We start from the raw sequence: 13,489 nt of genomic DNA, 5'->3' as shown, positions 1-13,489 counted from the left end.
CATGAAAAGAATGCTAATCAATGCAACTCAACCCGAAGAGTTGCGCGTAGCACTGGTCGACGGCCAATGGCTGTATGATCTCGACATTGAAAACCGTACCCGCGAGCAGAAAAAAGCCAATATTTACAAAGGCAAAATCACTCGCATTGAGCCCAGCCTCGAAGCCGCTTTTGTCGACTACGGCGCTGAACGTCACGGCTTCCTCCCCTTAAAAGAAATCTCCCGTCAGTATTTCAGCAAATCTCCCGGCGAGATCGAAGGTCGCGTCCGCATCAAGGATGTCCTGAAAGAGGGTCAGGAAATCGTGGTTCAGGTGGACAAGGAAGAGCGAGGCAACAAAGGTGCCGCTCTGACCACCTTCATCAGCCTGGCCGGCCGCTACCTGGTGCTGATGCCCAATAATCCACGTGCGGGTGGTATCTCACGCCGCATCGACGGCGAAGACCGCGCTGAATTGCGCGATGCCCTGAGCAAAATTGAAGTGCCTTCCGGGATGGGCGTCATCGTTCGCACCGCCGGTGTTGGCCGCAGCGCCGAAGAGTTACAGTGGGACCTGGACAATTTGCTGAAACTCTGGACCTCCATCCAGGTGGCCGCAGACGATCAACCAGCCCCCAACTTCCTGTTTCAGGAAAGCAACGTCCTTTATCGCGCCATCCGAGATTATTTGCGCCTCGATATTGGCGAAATCATTGTGGATCGCAAAGAATCCTACGATCTGGTGCAAGCTCTCATCGCCCAGATGATGCCTGGCAGCGGCAACAAGGTAAAACTGTATCAGGACGATACCCCGCTGTTTAATCGCTACCAGATCGAAAGCCAGATTGAGACAGCTTACGAGCGTGAAGTGAAGCTGCCCTCCGGCGGCTCGATTGTCATTGATGTGACTGAGGCCCTGATCTCCATCGACATCAACTCGGCCCGGGCCACCAAAGGCAGTGACATTGAGGAAACCGCCCTGCGCACCAACCTCGAAGCCGCCGACGAAATTGCTCGCCAGTTGCGCTTGCGAGACATGGGCGGCCTGGTCGTCATCGATTTCATCGACATGCAGCCGGTACGCAACCAGCGTGAAGTCGAAAACCGTATGCGCGATGCCCTCTCCATGGACCGCGCCCGTGTTCAGGTGGGGCGTATTTCACGCTTTGGCTTGCTGGAAATGTCCCGTCAACGCCTGCGCCCATCCCTCGGCGAGACCACCTCGAAAGTGTGTCCACGCTGTAGCGGCCAGGGCACCATCCGCAGCACCAAATCGATTGCCCTGTCTATTCTTCGCCTCGTTGAGGAAGAAGCGCAGAAAGAGCGCAGCGCTGAAATTCGCGCGATCACCCCAGTTTCTGTCGCCACCTACCTGCTGAACGAGAAGCGCAAGACCATTTCTGGCATCGAAAACCGCAATGACACACGCGTACTGATCGTGCCCAACGAACAAATGGTCACCCCCCATTTTGAAGTACTGCGCCTGCGAGACGACGAAGCCTCAACCGTGGAAACCAGCTACAAGATCGTTTCCGCCAGCGAAGAGTCCGCCGACGAAGACGTGCTGGCCCCCAAAGCAGATGCGCCCGTCCCTCCCAAGCCTGCCGTTCAGCAGCTGCAGCCAACGGACATGGCTCCGGCTCCGACACCGGTGGTGAAAGAAGAGCCTAAACCTGCCGGCCTGATGACCCGCATCATGCACGCGCTTTTTGGTGACCCGGAAGCGAAAGCCAAGGAAAAAGAGGAAGAAGAAAAACGCCAGAAACGCGAGCAGCAACAGCGTAATCGCAATCAACGCAACCGTCGTAGCGGTGGCGGCAACCGCAATCGTCGCAGTCGCGACGACAGCCGCCGCAGCGATGATCGCGAAGATAACCGCAGCGAGAAACGCAGCCCTCGTAGCGAAGGCAATCGCAGCGACAACCGTGGTGATAACCGCAGTGATAACCGCAGCGACAGCCGGAATGACAACCGTGGCAATCGTCGCAACACTCAGGAAGAGCAAGGCGAGCAGCGCAGCGAACGTCCTAACCGCCGCCGCGACCGCGACAACCGCAAACCTCGCAACGCTGAAGAGGCACAGCCAGCTGTAGCCAAGCAGGAAGCCACCCCGGAAACCAGCACTGACGATCGCCCATCCAAGCGACCAGCGAATAAGCGTGGCAAGCCACAGCCTCGTCGTCGTGGCCGCCGGGACAACGCCAATCAGTCCTCCGAAAACAAAGAAGTGGAATCCCTGAACAAGCAGGTAAGCGATGCGATTGACAGCCAGCAGATGCCTGCAGTCACCCGCAGCAGCGCTGCAGAATCGGCCAACCCGGAGACAGCCGCTACTCAGCCAGTGAGTGCCGCCAAGACTGAAAGCACCGCCAAAGATCAAGCCGGCACCCCTGAGGCGAAGTCCCCAGAAACCAAGCAAGCTGAAACCAAGGCAGTAAAACCCAAGAGCGAACCTCTGGACAAGCCCGCTGCTGAGGGCGACAAGCAACCAGCCAAAGCCAAAGACTTCCAATTCACCGACAAGTCTGAAGCGAATACCGAGCAGCCAGCCCCCGAGGCCTCGACAGTAACTGAAAAGCCGGTTGTAGCAGAGCCCCTGGAGCCCAAAGCAGAACCCGAGGTGCAGACCGCGCAAGAGGCTGGCGCTGAGCAACCAGAGCCCGCTCAGGAAGTTGCGGCGGATACCGCCCCAAAAGCGGCTTCAGAGACGGTAACCACGACCGAAGAACCTGCTCTCACGGCCACAACGCCTGTCGCTGAAGCCGAACCTGAACTGGCCGCTGCCAGCAATCCGGTGGAGCCGCCTGCGCAAGACAGCCAGACCGAAGAGGCAGCTCCTGCGGCCCCTACCGCGTCAGAGCCTGTAGCCGCTGTAGAGGAAGTTGCCGAGGAAGCCGTCGAAGAAGCTCGCCCGGAAACAGCTCAGGAAGCGGCTGAAGTGATGCCGGAAGCTCCGACCCAGGTCACTGAAACAAAAAGTCCTGGCTACAGCCGCCCCGGTAATGACCCGAGACTAAACCCTCGTCCCGTCGTCAACCTGGAGGTGGTCAGCCAGAACATCAATGCTTCACTGAGTGCACCACTGGATACTTCCAAAGCCGCTGAAATCGCTCACAACCCCCGTCCGCTGGAGCGTCCGGCGAACGACCCGCGTCACAAGCGCGGGTAAAGTAAGCGAGGGTTAACGGTGACGTCGTCGCCGTTAACCGGCAGCGCAGAAAACGATGGCAAGGTTGAGGTTCTAACCAAGCCGCCCAAAAGCCCCTGAGCGACCCGCTCAGGGGCTTTTTTTATGGCTTTTCAAGTCACCGCGCCGCTCACTCAAACCCGCTCAACACGCCTTCACCCCCAACAGATCTGCTTTTTAAAAAAAAGATTCATTTTCCTTAAAAAATAATGGCTTAGCGGGTTGCCGTAAAGCCAAACCTCTGTATAATTCGCTTCGTTCCGGTGGGGTGGCTGAGTGGTCGAAAGCGGCGGTCTTGAAAACCGTTGAGTGTAACAGCTCCTAGGGTTCGAATCCCTACCCCACCGCCATTTTCCCCCTTCGACCGACTCCTTTCTCAAGCACCACTTTCTTTTTTAAAATCAAACGATTAAATCTGTTATAACCACAAAACATTACTTGATTAGTTATGTTAAGTATCTTGATTTTAAGTACACTGTTTGTATTATTAATTTAAACACTGGAACCGATTCTCAACGGAGATTGACCATGCAAGAGATCTACACACAGACGCGAACGCAGACCGGCGTCTCAACCAACAGGGTCTTGAAGAACACCTACATGCTGCTGGCCATGACTATGGGTGTCAGTGCCGTGGCGTGCGCCATTTCTATGGCCATTGGACTTGGTCACGGTGTTGCCCTGATGATGAACCTGGCGGCCATTGGTATCGTTTGGTTTGTTCTCCCCAAAACAGCCAACTCTGCCAGTGGCATCTACGTTGTTTTCGGATTTACGGCATTACTGGGCGCCTCTTTAGGCCCAACCATTAACCATTACCTGCAAATGACCAACGGCTCACAGATCGTTATGCAAGCCCTGGCCGGAACCGCGCTCGTGTTTTTTGGCCTGTCCGGGTACGTACTGACGACCAAAAAAGACTTCAGCTTTATGCGAGGCTTTCTGGTCACTGGCCTGATTGTGGTTGTGCTCTGTGCACTGGCGCTCGTGGTTGCCGGCTTTTTCGGTGTCAACATTGCAGGCGTTCACCTGGCATTGAGTGCCGCAATTGTGTTCCTGATGTCAGGCTTCATCCTGTATGACACAAGCCGCATTATTAACGGCGGTGAAACCAACTACGTGATGGCAACAGTGTCTCTGTACCTCAATATCTACAACTTGTTCGTCAGCCTGCTGCACCTCATCGGCGCAACCAGCAACGATTAAGTGAGCCGCATAAAAAGCCCCTCTACGGGGCTTTTTTTATTGCACGCCCTGCCATTCTTCGCCAGCGCCGCCAGTCACACAGATACGTCATGATCTTCTCGTTGATCGTCTACAGCTCCTCAGGCCACTCTCCCTCGGGAACTGAGTCATCCGCCGCCCCTCCACCAGGAGGACAAACTGCCCTGCACTTTGCCAAAACACTGCTGGCACATGGCCACAGCCTCTATCGTGTGTTTTTTTATGGCGACGGAGTGCACCAGGCATTTCTCCCGGACAGCAACGCCCCAGGCGCGGCAGCCTACTCTGCCCCTGGCACACACGCTGCGCCACACGGCCACACCGGCAAACAATGGAGCGATTTGAGCAAACAGCACCAGCTGGATCTGGTGGTCTGTGTTAGCGCAGCCTTGAAACGGGGCCTGATCAGTGAAGAAGAAGGCCAACACCCTGAACAAGCCTGCCTGCGATTACTGCCGGGCTTTCAAATCTCCGGACTCGGGCAGCTCACTGACGCCGCCATTCATAGCGATCGAACGATCACCTTCCGGTAGCAACCCATGAAGATCCTGTTCATCATTAAGCGCCCGCCGTCGGACCGACTCTTCACCAGAGACAGCATCGATGCCATTTTAACCTGCAGTGTATTTGATCAGCAGATTGCTCTTCTGTTCATGGAAGATGGTGTGCTTCAACTCACGCCAGAGGCCGACAACCAGGAGCTCAAAGAACAACTTGGCCTCCTTGCCATGTATGGCGTTCAGGAGGTCTACGCACTCCGCGAAAGCCTGGTATCCCGGCAACTGGATCAGAGCCATTTCATCCTGCCCACCCAATGCATCGACCATCGGCAAGCCGGCCAGCTCATCGCGTCTCACGACACCGTATTTCACTTTTGAGGACACGCCATTGACACTGCACATTATCAATCAATGCCCCCAGGGAGAGTTTCAAAAGCAATACGGCGTTATCCTTGAAAACGATTGCGTGGTTTTAATCGAGGACGGAGTTGAATGGGCGAGCCGTCAGACACTGCCGAAGAACTGTTATGCCCTGGCGGAAGATTTAAACCGTCGCGATGTTCGGATGCCGAACGAGTCTGGCGTACACCGCATCACCTATCCACAATTTGTAGAATTGTGCGTTGAACATCACCCGATTGTCAGCTGGTAGCAGCCTTAAACCTTGTCTCTGTGGCTATTGACGCCTGCGATGAACCCGAGAGCGTTGAACCTGGCGGCACACAAAAGAAGTGGCCCGGCAACGAAGCCCCAGTAACGAAGCCAGAAGCGAAGCCAGAAGCGAAGAGAGACCCGAACGCCCAAGCCCGCCCAAGCAAACAAGGCCCTGACCGTGAAGCGCGCAAATCGTTGGGGGTATCATTGAGTTACACTCAAACAGCCAGAGTCACCCTTGATTGAGAGATAGATAGACCACTCAATCAATGAGAAGCTCGTCACAAGCAGCCTGGAAGTAGCCACCTGTTCGGCGGGTGTTTAAAAAGCAGCGGTAAAGGCAAATATTACGCTGGCATCTCAAGTGCTTTCGGGGAAACAATAACACCGTTATTGTCCGCGTAAACATATTCCCCGGGGGTAAAGGTCACGCCACCAAAAGTGACTTTGACGTTTAATTCTCCAATACCCTTTTTCTCGGTTTTCATTGGGTGCGTATTTAACGCCTGAACCCCCAAATCCAAAGCCGCAATGGCATCCATATCCCGAATGCAGCCATACATGATGATCCCTTCCCATCCATTCTTGACGGCCTTTTCCGCCAGCACATCACCCAGGCAGGCTCTGCGCAACGAGCCACCGGCATCCACCAGCAACACCTTGCCTTTGCCCGGCTGGGCAACCTGTTCACGCACCAATGAATTATCTTCAAAGCATTTGATGGTGACCATCTCACCACCAAATGAGCGTCGCCCGCCGTAGTTATTGAACATTGGGTCTACGGCCTGGACCAGCTTAGGGTACGCATCACACAAGTCAGGGGTAATATATTCCATAAAACTTCCTAAAAACGCTGTCAATTTGCGCCGTTATAGCACAATCCCGATAAGATTACCTTCATAGGCCGGGGTAAAGATTTTGAGAGGGGCCAGGCAGCCTGGTGCACTGCCCTTACCGGTTAACAGATTGAATTCAATCCCGTGCTTCGGGCAGCGAATGATGTCCTGGCGGACTGAACCATTGCCCAGGGGTGAGTCCATATGAGGGCAACGGTTTTCGATGAGAAACGTACGGCCTTCAGATTGGATCAAGAGAAGGTGCAGGTGGCCAACTTTAAATGCCCGCTTGTAACCTTCGTGTAACAGATGAAGTTTTTCCAGTGGGTGAAACACAGCCTGACGCGCCTCCAGTATCCAGCAGCTGAACGATTTTGCCCGCTAGACTGTCGACTTTTTCTGCGTTCGTCAAGCTGGGCACGATGTGCTCCTGGGCGACCTCATCATCCAGTACCGGCTCATCCAAGACTGTGTGCAGCAACCCTTGGGTCTGTAAGGAGTTAAACCCGTCATCCAGTTGGTTCAGACACTCATCCGAGCACAACCAGTGGATACTCTTACCCGTAGCGGTAAGCTCGCGCCACAAGTCCACCCCGACACTCACCCCGCGCCGTGCAAACCACTGACTCTCCTTGGCCAGGCCCTGCAAAAACGACATGGACTCAGACTCAGGCCCCAGGTGGCTGTCGGTTTTGCCTCTGCCAGCAGCGAGCAGCGTAGACACCCCCGGAATTCGAGACCAGTTTGACTTGAAGAAAGGAACCCCCATGCCCATCACCAGCCCCGTGGATTCGGACGGCAACGAATGTAGGGCGATTGAAGCCAGCAGCGCCCCCGCCCCCGTACCGTAACCCAGCCAATTTACCGGTCCTCGGGAGTGCTCCGCCACAAACTGGTCCACTGCCGGCAGATCATAGCGAGCATAGTCTTCGAGCGTATTGTCTTCATAACACTGATTCACCGGTGACACACCGTGGCCACGCAACTCCATAAGCCAAACATCTATGCCATGGGAAACCAGCTCTTTGGCGAGACAAGGCCCGGAGTCGGTCCACCATAATCTCCGATTTTGATAGCACCCATGTATCAAAACCAGCGCAGGCCGCTGAGACCGTAAGGTTTCTGACTCACCTAAAGGGGATAAATGCGTTAAGGCCAATTCAACCGAGTGGTCGAGGCTGTTATTGGGCTTTAACAGATAAACATCTTCAGCCAAGCCTTGCTGAACTTCAGCACTCATTAAACGTGCGGGAAAAAAAGAACTGCTGCTCTTCACGACAGACCTCAACCATAAGCAGACCAATCTGAAACGAACCTACACCAACTTAATACCCAAATTCACTCGGATCGGAATATTTAATCGGAATCTGTCATCGAAAGACTCGCTGCTGAATACCTTCATGCAGCGCATAGGCCACCCATTGAACACCTTATATAACCGACTTAGCGCCTCCCCCAACCGGTTGAAGCCAAACCACATTAAGCCACCCGGACTCGCCAGTGAAACCTGCAAAACCGTCGACTCGGGGATTCTTAATGTACCCTAAGATTAGCTGCAGAAAAGAGTTTGAGCCAATAGAATTCATCCGGCCTAGCATCACTGCGGCCCTCAAAAACCCATAGCAGTTCGTCAAATCCCGCCCCAAAAGCGTCGCCATCGAGTGTCCCCGCTGTTTCACCTCGGTGCTACAGCATCCATTCATTTCAACAACAATCGGCCACCCCTTGAAAGGACACCGTTATTACTCACGAGGCCATTAGCGATCCATTCCTGCGGCAGCGAACCCATAAGAACAAACACACGACGATTTACAGGGTATAATTGAGGGCCAGTTAAAGATAGAAAAACCTTGGCTGAGGCACTACAATGCCGCGCTTTAAGGCCCTGCTGCTTTATTGGCCAGGCCCAATTAGCGCCCTGGATCTATGCCCCTCGCGCCAGACCCAAGAGCCCTCGACCCAAGCCGGAACTGAGTCATGTGCGAATCGCAAGCGCCAAGCAACATACTCACTTATGACCTGCCCTACCGCGAGGACAGTTCAGAGTACTTTTCAATCATTCGCCCGATGGGCTGGCCCATCTGGCTCGACAGCGGGAGCAAGCACAACAACCAGGGTCGCTTCGACATACTTAGCGCAGCCCCTCGCAAACAAATCATCTCCGACGACACAGGGACTCGCTGCATAAGCCTGCCACCCGACGCAATAGGGTCTCATTCCATAGCCGGCAGCCCCCTGGCGACTACGACTTTCTATGGCAATACCTGGGCCGCAATCCGCCAGGAAACCCCCCTGACACCAGGTGACCCCCAGCCAGCAGCGCTCAACCAAGAACTCCCTTTTACGGGCGGAGCACTGGGCTACCTGGGCTATGACCTGGGTCGAGAACTGGAGGGCCTGAAGAACCTAAAGCAAGATGACTCGTTATTGCCGTTAGCCCTGATGGGGGTTTATGACTGGGCTATTGTCCAGGATCACCGCCTGCAACGTTCAACATTGATTGTGAGACACCAGGTCAACCCCGAGCACACCAGCCTGTTAATACAGAGGCTAACCACAACCGAGTCGCAGGAAGACCCTGGCAGCGCATTTACCATCACTGGGCTAAAGAGCAATACCGAGAAAGGCTCTTACCTTGAAAAGGTAGAGCAAATCAAACAGTACATCACCGAAGGCGACTGTTACCAAACGAACTTTGCCCAGCGTTACAGCGCCCGTTACGAGGGGGACCTGTTCGAGGCCTACAAAGTCTTGCGTCAGGAGCTGCCCTCACCGTTTTCGTGCTTTTTCGAAACGGAATACGGAACCGTATTGAGCCTCTCACCTGAACGCTTTATACAGAGTGATGGAGTCAATATCCTGACTCAGCCGATCAAAGGCACGGCCCCCAGGGGGGCTTCACCCGCAGAAGACCAGAGGCTTGCCCGATCTCTCCTGGACAGTCCGAAAGATCAAGCGGAAAACCTTATGATCGTCGACCTTCTCCGCAACGATCTGAGCAAGGTCTGCCAGCCACACACCGTCCTGACCCCCAAACTGTTTGATCTGGAAAGCTACGCCAACGTGCACCATCTGGTGAGTACGGTCACTGGTGAACTGCAACCAGGCGTGACACCTGCCGACGTGTTAGCCGCCTGCTTTCCCGGCGGGTCGATTACCGGTGCCCCCAAAATCAGGGCCATGGAGATCATCGAAGAGCTGGAGGTCAGTCGGCGTTCTGTCTATTGCGGCAGCATTGGCTATATAGGGTTTGACGGTAAAATGGACACCAACATCGCCATTCGTACCATCGCGGCCAATCACAAGGAGTTATTTGTCTGGGGCGGCGGGGGTATTGTTGCGGACTCCGCGGCCGAACAGGAGTATCAGGAATCACTCACGAAAATAGGCGTGATACTGGAAACGCTGAACAACATTTGAGGGCCGCCCCGGGGCCCAATACCCTGCCCTCTCAAGCGGCCAATAGCGCTGGCGCTCACCGCTCAAACCGGGGTATCAGCCCCCACAGCGAACGCTGCTCGAGCATAACGGCCTGAGCAGCAAACACGCTTTTCCCCTGTTAAGGGCAGCCTGAACTTAAAGCGTTAACGGACGCACGCTGGCCTTGATGAATTCCTGCTTTAAGTCTTCATAGGTGTGAACTGCCGGGTACTGAGGGAATTCAGTGATCACATTCTGCGGCGCCTTAAACAGAATACCTGCATCGGCCTCAGCCAGCATGGTGGTATCGTTGTAAGAATCGCCAGCGGCAATGGTGCGATAGTACAAGGACTTCAGCGCAACAATGGACTGACGTTTGGGGTTGGACTGGCGGATATTGTAATCCGTCACGCGGCCGGATCCATCAACGGTGAGCTTGTGACACAGCAACGTGGGGTAACCCAGCTGCTTCATCAAGGGACCGGCAAATTCATAGAAGGTATCAGACAAAATAATCACCTGAAAGCGTGCTCGCAGCCAATCAACAAACTCTACAGCGCCATCGAGTGGGCTGAGTGTGGAGATGACCTCCTGAATTTCGTTGAGCCCCAGTTTGTGCTTGTCCAGCTCAGCCAGACGCATGGTCATCAATTCATCGTAATCTGGAATGTCACGAGTGGTCGCCTTTAGCGCTTCGATCCCCGTCTTTTCTGCAAATTTAATCCAGATTTCGGGAATCAAAACCCCTTCTAAATCCAAGCATGCTAATTCCACAAACAAGCTCCTACTATCATGTATGTTGGTGATTGGTCGGCGACCCAAAGGTCATCAAGACTGTTGAAACGCTGGCAATCTACCCTTTTCGGTCAGCCGAATCAATCCAAAGGGCCGTTTGGCCCGCTTACTGACTACATTTACCCACCGGACTGGCCTCTCCCCCTACCGCTGAGGTCGGCTTAGCTGACACGTGTTTCCGGGTTCAGCGCCCGGACACGGCAGCGAGACCAATCTGCCCCGCCCGAAATCCCCTAAAAGAAGCAAAAATAAAATTGGTTATAACGCTATTGCTTCAGATTATTTTTAAGTTGGATAGACCTCTGGTATCCTTCGCGCCAATTTAGATTTCAGCTGTACGAGTCCTCCCCAGTACCGAATACTTTGCCTCAAACCGCCATTAACGGTTGCAGAAGCAAGTACCAAGGCTCGGCACCGCACCCTGACAACACCGTGATTAGCCAAACCAGGACAGAAACATGTCTCAACTATTAGATGTCGTCGATATCGACAAAACACTGCAGGGCCAGTCCCCACAGGAGATCCTTCAATTTGCTATTGAACAGTTTGGCAACATAGCCATCTCGTTCAGTGGCGCCGAAGATGTTGTGCTGGTCGATATGGCTCACAAGATAGACCCTGATGTTGAGGTGTTTTGCCTTGATACGGGCCGGCTGCATCCGGAAACTTACCAGTTCATCGAAAAGGTTCGGGATCATTACGGTATTTACATTGATGTCGTCAGCCCTGACGGCTCGGCGGTCCGTGAACTGGTTCAGGAAAAAGGACTGTTTAGCTTCTACAAGGACAACCATCAAGAGTGTTGCGGTATCCGTAAAATCGCCCCTCTGCGCCAAAAACTGCTGGAAGTGGACGCCTGGGTCACCGGCCAACGCAAAGACCAGAGCCCCGGCACGCGCGCCCAAATCCCGGTGATTCAGGACGATAAAGTCTTCGCCCGCCCAAACAGTAGCCTGACCAAATTCAATCCTCTGGCCAACTGGAGCTCAAAACAGGTTTGGGACTATATTCGCAGCAATGACGTGCCTTATAATGCCCTGCATGACCGGGGCTTTGTGTCCATTGGATGCGAACCCTGTACACGTCCTATCGGCCCGGGGCAGCATGAGCGGGAAGGCCGTTGGTGGTGGGAAGAAGCAACCAAAAAAGAATGTGGTCTGCACGCAAATAACATTGAGAAATAAATGATTTGCCCCTGCCCCGTCAAATCGACAAAGAGGATGTTTTAGTGAAAATCACATTAGTAAAGAAGATTTTAGCGGATGGCTCACCGTGTCAAAAATGCGGTGATGTGCTCAATAAACTCGAAACCAGTGGCCAAATGCAGTTTATTGACGAAATCCTGGTGGCCGATGAACGTGACGCAGACAGCCCGGGAATGCAACTTGCCAAGGAGCTGTCAGTTATCCGCGCGCCCTTCTTCGTTGTGGAAAAAGATGGCCAGGATCCCGTGGTCTACACGGTGTACTTCAAATTCGTCAAAGAAGTACTCGATCAGCAAACCAGCGAAAAAGAAGAACTGAAAGAAATTATGAATGACAACCCCGATCTGGACTTCCTGTAAAAACAGGCACTCTCAGAGGGCATCGGTGGTGCAGGTAAACACCATCGACTAACACCCAAAAAGGAGGCTGAGGCCTCCTTTTTAGTATTGATTTATAATCGACCCTTTAATTCTGCACTGACCTTTTCCTGCACCTGGTGATCTGCCGCCGTTATCAGCACCGCCCTTTCCCCCGATGCCCCAGCTTTCGTCCCAATGCGGGTCGCAGATCTTAGCTTGTTAGCGCTGATGAGTGGCATTTTAATAAGTTGGCAGCTCGATATGGGAAAACAACTCTTCAACTTCGACTTTGGAGTGGCAGTTAAGCGCGCCGGTCACCACCTCTTTCGTCAGGTGTGGAGCAAACAATTCTATAAACTCGTACATATACCCCCGCAGGAAAGTACCCCGCCGGAAACCGATCTTGGTGGTGCTGGACTGAAACAAGTGGCTGGCATCCAAAGCCACCAAATCACTGTCCAACTCCTCGTCATAAGCCATTTTCGCGATAATACCCACGCCCAGCCCTAAGCGAACATAGGTTTTAATCACGTCCGCATCTGCAGCGGTAAAAACGACCTTGGGAGCCAGGCCACGCTCAATGAAGGCCTCATCCAGCTTGGAGCGCCCGGTAAAGCCAAAGACATAGGTCACAATCGGGTGTTTAGCCACGTCTTCCAGCGTCAGCTGTGACACTTGGCACAGGGGGTGATTTTTCGGCACCACAATACAACGGTTCCAGCGGTAACAGGGCATCATCACCAGATCACTGAATAACTCCAGAGCCTCCGTTGCCACGGCGAAGTCTACCGTGCCATCTGCAGCCATTTCAGAGATCTGCATAGGTGTGCCCTGATGCATATGCAAAGAGACGTCTGGATAGCGATTGATGAAGGTTTCGATAATACCCGGTAACGCATAACGCGCCTGGGTGTGGGTGGTTGCCAGTGACAAGCTGCCTTTCTTTTCATTGCTGAATTCCTGGGCAACCTGCTTGATACTTTCTACCTTGCGCAAAATTTCGCCGGCAGTCTTGAGAATAGCCTCACCGGCCGGTGTAATACGCGTTAAATGTTTCCCACTCCGTGAAAAAACCTCAACCCCAAGCTCGTCTTCTAACAGGCGTATTTGCTTGCTGATCCCTGGCTGTGATGTATAGAGACTTTGGGCGGTCGCGGATACATTCAAATCATGATGGGCAACTTCCCAAATGTATCGCAGTTGCTGCAGTTTCATAAGCCCTCCAAATGGCCTGGCACTGAAATTGATTATAAAAATATAAAAAAATATTCTTTTCCAGAATAGTAAGAAATGGATATATTTGCCAACCTATTTTTAGCAATTACTTATA

At 53.4% G+C, this 13,489-nt stretch carries 13 protein-coding genes and 1 tRNA gene; 9 read left to right on the top strand and 5 right to left on the bottom strand.

The annotated features are described in order from the left end of the window. Nucleotide 1 precedes the first annotated feature (1 nt). From rne to G8770_RS06910, 6 genes are all read left to right on the top strand, one after another. Nucleotides 2–3,148: a ribonuclease E gene (gene rne, locus G8770_RS06935; protein ID WP_167183881.1), complete on the top strand. Its 3,147-nt coding sequence runs from the start codon at nucleotides 2–4 to the stop codon at nucleotides 3,146–3,148. A gap of 280 nt (nucleotides 3,149–3,428) precedes the next feature. After that, nucleotides 3,429–3,516: transfer RNA gene (locus G8770_RS06930), tRNA-Ser, on the top strand. 178 nt (nucleotides 3,517–3,694) lie between these two features. Then, nucleotides 3,695–4,372: a Bax inhibitor-1/YccA family protein gene (locus G8770_RS06925; RefSeq protein ID WP_167183879.1), complete on the top strand. Its 678-nt coding sequence runs from the start codon at nucleotides 3,695–3,697 to the stop codon at nucleotides 4,370–4,372. An 89-nt stretch (nucleotides 4,373–4,461) separates the two neighbouring features. Continuing rightward, nucleotides 4,462–4,923: a sulfurtransferase complex subunit TusD gene (gene tusD, locus G8770_RS06920; protein ID WP_167183876.1), complete on the top strand. Its 462-nt coding sequence runs from the start codon at nucleotides 4,462–4,464 to the stop codon at nucleotides 4,921–4,923. Nucleotides 4,924–4,929: 6 nt separating this feature from the next. Continuing rightward, nucleotides 4,930–5,268, top strand: coding sequence for a DsrE family protein (locus G8770_RS06915; RefSeq protein ID WP_167183873.1), 339 nt, complete (start codon nucleotides 4,930–4,932; stop codon nucleotides 5,266–5,268). A 10-nt stretch (nucleotides 5,269–5,278) separates the two neighbouring features. Then, nucleotides 5,279–5,542 (top strand): DsrH/TusB family sulfur relay protein, encoded by a 264-nt coding sequence (locus tag G8770_RS06910; RefSeq protein ID WP_167183870.1) that lies wholly within the window; start codon nucleotides 5,279–5,281, stop codon nucleotides 5,540–5,542. A 349-nt stretch (nucleotides 5,543–5,891) separates the two neighbouring features. Here G8770_RS06910 and rraA read toward each other — a convergent pair whose 3' ends face one another. From rraA to G8770_RS06895, 3 genes are read right to left on the bottom strand one after another with little or no spacing between them, the layout of a single operon-like run. Then, a complete protein-coding gene (rraA, locus tag G8770_RS06905; protein WP_167183868.1) occupies nucleotides 5,892–6,380 on the bottom strand; it encodes a ribonuclease E activity regulator RraA in 489 nt (162 codons plus the stop codon). Between the two features lie 33 nt (nucleotides 6,381–6,413). Continuing rightward, nucleotides 6,414–6,716 (bottom strand): Rieske 2Fe-2S domain-containing protein, encoded by a 303-nt coding sequence (locus G8770_RS06900; RefSeq protein ID WP_167183863.1) that lies wholly within the window; start codon nucleotides 6,714–6,716, stop codon nucleotides 6,414–6,416. After that, nucleotides 6,658–7,620, bottom strand: coding sequence for an alpha/beta hydrolase (locus G8770_RS06895; RefSeq protein ID WP_167183860.1), 963 nt, complete (start codon nucleotides 7,618–7,620; stop codon nucleotides 6,658–6,660). Before G8770_RS06895 ends, G8770_RS06900 begins: the two co-directional genes overlap by 59 nt. 737 nt (nucleotides 7,621–8,357) lie before the next feature. Between G8770_RS06895 and pabB the strand changes: the two genes are divergently transcribed. Continuing rightward, complete coding sequence (pabB, locus tag G8770_RS06890; protein WP_167183857.1) at nucleotides 8,358–9,800, top strand: aminodeoxychorismate synthase component I; 1,443 nt, start codon at nucleotides 8,358–8,360, stop codon at nucleotides 9,798–9,800. Between the two features lie 156 nt (nucleotides 9,801–9,956). Here pabB and thrH read toward each other — a convergent pair whose 3' ends face one another. Next, complete coding sequence (thrH, locus tag G8770_RS06885; RefSeq protein ID WP_167183854.1) at nucleotides 9,957–10,574, bottom strand: bifunctional phosphoserine phosphatase/homoserine phosphotransferase ThrH; 618 nt, start codon at nucleotides 10,572–10,574, stop codon at nucleotides 9,957–9,959. Nucleotides 10,575–11,053: 479 nt separating this feature from the next. Between thrH and G8770_RS06880 the strand changes: the two genes are divergently transcribed. Both G8770_RS06880 and G8770_RS06875 read left to right on the top strand, forming a co-directional pair. Then, nucleotides 11,054–11,779, top strand: a complete 726-nt coding sequence (locus tag G8770_RS06880) for a phosphoadenylyl-sulfate reductase (protein ID WP_167183851.1) — start codon at nucleotides 11,054–11,056, stop codon at nucleotides 11,777–11,779. A 44-nt stretch (nucleotides 11,780–11,823) separates the two neighbouring features. Continuing rightward, on the top strand, nucleotides 11,824–12,159 hold the full coding sequence (locus tag G8770_RS06875) for a hypothetical protein (protein ID WP_167183849.1): 336 nt from the start codon (nucleotides 11,824–11,826) through the stop codon (nucleotides 12,157–12,159). A 240-nt stretch (nucleotides 12,160–12,399) separates the two neighbouring features. Here G8770_RS06875 and cysB read toward each other — a convergent pair whose 3' ends face one another. Beyond that, the gene (cysB, locus tag G8770_RS06870) at nucleotides 12,400–13,374 is read right to left on the bottom strand and encodes an HTH-type transcriptional regulator CysB (protein WP_167183845.1); all 975 of its coding nucleotides are present in this window, start codon (nucleotides 13,372–13,374) and stop codon (nucleotides 12,400–12,402) included. Between the last annotated feature and the right edge of the window lie 115 nt (nucleotides 13,375–13,489).

The sequence above is a fragment of the Pseudomaricurvus hydrocarbonicus genome (assembly GCF_011602365.1).
Classification (GTDB): Bacteria; Pseudomonadota; Gammaproteobacteria; order Pseudomonadales; family Cellvibrionaceae; genus Pseudomaricurvus; species Pseudomaricurvus hydrocarbonicus.
The sequence above is the reverse complement of the archived record's forward strand: the minus strand, read 5'-3'. Positions and strand labels throughout refer to the sequence as shown.

Excerpts from the sequence above, each read along its gene's own strand:
- rne (WP_167183881.1), top strand. The coding sequence starts at position 2 with ATGAAAAGAATGCTAATCAATGCAACTCAACCCGAAGAGTTGCGCGTA.
- G8770_RS06925 (WP_167183879.1), top strand. The coding sequence starts at position 3,695 with ATGCAAGAGATCTACACACAGACGCGAACGCAGACCGGCGTCTCAACC.
- tusD (WP_167183876.1), top strand. The coding sequence starts at position 4,462 with ATGATCTTCTCGTTGATCGTCTACAGCTCCTCAGGCCACTCTCCCTCG.
- G8770_RS06915 (WP_167183873.1), top strand. The coding sequence starts at position 4,930 with ATGAAGATCCTGTTCATCATTAAGCGCCCGCCGTCGGACCGACTCTTC.
- rraA (WP_167183868.1), bottom strand. The coding sequence starts at position 6,380 with ATGGAATATATTACCCCTGACTTGTGTGATGCGTACCCTAAGCTGGTC.
- G8770_RS06895 (WP_167183860.1), bottom strand. The coding sequence starts at position 7,620 with ATGAGTGCTGAAGTTCAGCAAGGCTTGGCTGAAGATGTTTATCTGTTA.
- pabB (WP_167183857.1), top strand. The coding sequence starts at position 8,358 with ATGTGCGAATCGCAAGCGCCAAGCAACATACTCACTTATGACCTGCCC.
- G8770_RS06880 (WP_167183851.1), top strand. The coding sequence starts at position 11,054 with ATGTCTCAACTATTAGATGTCGTCGATATCGACAAAACACTGCAGGGC.
- cysB (WP_167183845.1), bottom strand. The coding sequence starts at position 13,374 with ATGAAACTGCAGCAACTGCGATACATTTGGGAAGTTGCCCATCATGAT.